3 protein-coding genes and 1 pseudogene are annotated in these 3,344 nt (G+C 61.5%); 1 reads left to right on the forward strand and 3 read right to left on the reverse strand.

Annotation, left to right across the window (positions count from 1 at the left end; all coding sequences use genetic code 11):
- Both ACRXB1_RS33140 and ACRXB1_RS33145 read right to left on the reverse strand, forming a co-directional pair.
- A partial coding sequence (locus ACRXB1_RS33140; protein ID WP_449494436.1) for a lytic murein transglycosylase occupies positions 1 to 124 on the reverse strand: 124 nt, incomplete at its 3' end.
- A pseudogene (locus ACRXB1_RS33145) lies at positions 111 to 941 on the reverse strand (lytic murein transglycosylase); the annotation flags it as partial. The gene ACRXB1_RS33140 and the pseudogene ACRXB1_RS33145, both read right to left, overlap by 14 nt.
- A gap of 302 nt (positions 942 to 1,243) precedes the next feature.
- Here ACRXB1_RS33145 and ACRXB1_RS33150 point away from each other — a divergent pair.
- Positions 1,244 to 2,818 carry a redoxin family protein gene (locus tag ACRXB1_RS33150; protein WP_449494434.1) on the forward strand — a complete coding sequence of 525 codons (1,575 nt, stop codon included), beginning with the start codon at positions 1,244 to 1,246 and terminating at the stop codon, positions 2,816 to 2,818.
- A gap of 20 nt (positions 2,819 to 2,838) precedes the next feature.
- Here the strand turns inward: ACRXB1_RS33150 and ACRXB1_RS33155 are convergent.
- On the reverse strand, positions 2,839 to 3,344 hold a 506-nt coding region (locus ACRXB1_RS33155; RefSeq protein WP_449494435.1), incomplete at its 5' end, for a class I SAM-dependent methyltransferase.

Here is a 3,344-nt window from a genome sequence, read left to right on the forward strand (position 1 = left end):
GCTGCTTCAGGTAATTCGCCACGCTGCCGATGGCGTCCGCGGTACTCGTGCGCAGATCGATGTGGCCGTTGCCGTCGAAGTCGACAGCGTATTTAACGATGCTGCTGGGCAGGAATTGCGGAATGCCAGCCGTGCTGCTTCAGGTAATTCGCCACGCTGCCGATGGCGTCCGCGGTACTCGTGCGCAGATCGATGTGGCCGTTGCCGTCGAAGTCGACAGCGTATTTAACGATGCTGCTGGGCAGGAATTGCGGAATGCCGATAGCACCCGTGTACGAACCCAGCACGGTAGTCGGATCGATTTGCTGGTCATGCGTCCAGACCAGCAAGTCTTCGAGATTCTTGCGGAACGTCGCCTGACGTTCGTCGCGATTCGGCGTGTTGGGGTAGTCGAAGGTCAGCGTGGTCAACGCGTCGAGCGCGCGGAAGTTACCCATGTACCGGCCATAGATGGTCTCCACGCCGATAATCCCGACAATCGCCTCGGGCGGCACGCCATACTGATCCGATGCCCGTTGCAATGCCGCCTGGTTAGCGCGCCAGAACTTCACGCCGGCCGCAATGCGCACCGGCTCGATGAAACGCGACTGATAGGCGCGCCAGTTCTTGGTAGCAGGCGTGGGCGACGGCAAGACCAGCTTGACCGCCGTTGCCGAATAACTCACGCGGTTAAAGAGTGCGTGCAGCGAGCCGGAATCGAAGTCGTAGCGCGCGACGAGATCGTTGATGAACGCATCTACATTCGGGTTGTTCGCGTAGCGCTGCGGCACGATCTCTTCTTCGAAGTCTTGCCCTTGCGGCACCGCGGGTTGAGGCGACCCTTGCGCCACCGCTTGGCCGATACTGAGTGTGCCGATCACGCCAACAAGGCAGGCGATTGAGGCGAGGCGCGCGGATCGCGCCGAAAGAGGCAAGACGGACGAACCAAACTTGAAGGTCATAGTGTGCGAAATTGTGGCGATGTAACGCGAGGCACGCGGGAAACGCGCGCAGGGCATACGAGAGTCGGATCAGTATAACCGACGTGTTTTCGAGGCTATCCCGAAAGCCCTTCAAATGGCGCGCAAGCATACAAAAGCGGTGTTCCCATGCGTATCGATTTCAGTGTGGTAACTTACCAAGAACCCGCGCGATCCGGCTTCCGCCCCATGCTTCAACCGATTGATACCCGCATCGCGTACGACAAAAACACCTGAACGATTCGAGACACGTGCGAGCGGCCAGGCCCCGCGCGGCAAACATTATGGCTACCGGCTTCTATACCCACCCAGATTGCCTTCTTCACGACATGGGGCCGTGGCATCCCGAGTGTCCGGCGCGCCTTCAGGCGATCGAAGACCAGTTGATCGGCAGCCGTATCGATGCATTGATCGAGCGCGAAGAAGCGCCGCTTGCCAGTGAAGACGATCTGGCGCGGGTTCATACGCGGGCGCATATCGACTTTGTGAGAGAGACCGCGCCATTGGAAGGACGCGCGGAAATCGATCCCGATACGCTGATGTCGCCGGGCAGCTACCAGGCGGCGTTGCGTGCGGCGGGCGCGGCGACATCGCTTGCGGTGGCGTTGCTGATCGGCGGACGCGTGTTTGCAGCCATGAAACGGTCGCTGGGCGCAGGCGAGTGGATCCGGCGCGGCATTGGCGCTGCTATGTTGCTCGGCGTTGTTGCGATATCGCTCGGACTCGATACCGGCGTGCTCGCGCGGGTTTCGACCGTTGCGACGGGTGGGCTGGAGCAAAAGCTGGTCGATCGGTTTTCGCCGGCTTCAACGCCAGCGCCGGCAAGCGCGCCAAGCACAGCCGATACGGCCAACCCGCCCGCAATGATGCGCGCCACCTTCGACACCCCGCTACCAGTCGAAGGCCAGTTGCCGCAACTATCCGGCGCGGTCCAATGGCTCAATTCGGCGCCGTTGAGCGCGGAGGATCTGCGCGGCAAGGTCGTGCTCGTCGACTTCTGGACCTACTCGTGCATCAACTGCCTGCGTTCCCTGCCGTATGTGAAAGCGTGGGCAGAGAAGTATCGCGACAAGGGGCTCGTCGTGATCGGCGTGCATGCGCCCGAGTTCGCGTTCGAACGCAATATCGATAACGTCAAACGTTCCGTGCATGACCTGGGTATCGATTATCCGGTGGCTATCGATAACAACTACGCGATCTGGCGTGCGTTTGGCAACCAGTACTGGCCGGCGCATTATTTTATCGACGCAAAGGGACAAGTTCGCTTTCATCACTTCGGCGAGGGCGATTATGCGCACTCCGAAGAAGTGATCCAGAAGTTGCTCAAGGAAGCCGGCCATAACGACGTCGGCCCGGCCATTACCAACACGGACGCCAAAGGCGTGCAGCAATCCGCCGATAACGCCGACATGCGGTCACCGGAAACCTACGTTGGTTATGAGCGAGCGGAAAACTTCGCGGGGAACGGCGGCGAGGCGCACGACAAGGTCCACACGTACGCGGCGCCCGGCGAGCTTTCGTTGAATGACTGGGGACTCGCCGGCGCATGGAAAGTGGGCGCGCAAGAGGCTTCGATCGCGCAATCGAACGGGACGATCGTGTATCGGTTCCACGCGCGGGACTTGCATCTCGTGCTTGGGCCGGGCAAGGACGGCAAGCCCGTCAGGTTCCGTGTATCGATTGACGGCGCCGCTCCCGGCGACACCCACGGCACCGACGTCGCCGCGAACGGCACGGGCACGGTAACCGAGCAGCGCCTGTATCAGCTCGTGCGGCAACCGGGCGATGTGAAGGACCGGACGTTCAGCATCGAATTCCTCGACGCCGGCGTGCAGGCTTATGCGTTCACGTTTGGCTGAGGCTGCTGCGTTGCGGCAGTTCAGTTGTCATTAAGCCGGTAGATCAGCAGGCGGCCCTTGTAAGCGGCCGTTTCTTGGAAGGCGACGCGATCGAGGCGTTCCTCGCGCATCCGGAAGCCGCGGTCGCCCATCTGCCGGTTGAACGCGGCGCGGTTGCCGCGGTCAGGGTCCACGATCCACACTTCGGCGCAAGGCAACGCATGCAAGCCGATAAACGCCGCAAGCGTCGCGTTGGCATCGCGTTCGTAGAGCAGGTCGCTGCCCATGATCAGGTCGTAACGGCCATTGACGATACTGCGCCCCGCCGTATCTGCCAGCGTGCCTGCAAGTTCGGGGATGGACCAGTTGCCGTGCAGGTATTTCATCGGCGGGAGGTCGTTCAGGCGCAGGTTTTCATCGAGGAAACTTGCCGTCAGCGGATGGCAATCGCTTGCCGTGACATCCGCCCCTCGCCGGTGCCCCACAAGACTCGCGAGCGCAAGGCCGCAGCCGATTTCGAGGATTCGCTCGGTGGCGAGCACGGGAA

Source organism: Caballeronia sp. M23-90, assembly GCF_053574605.1.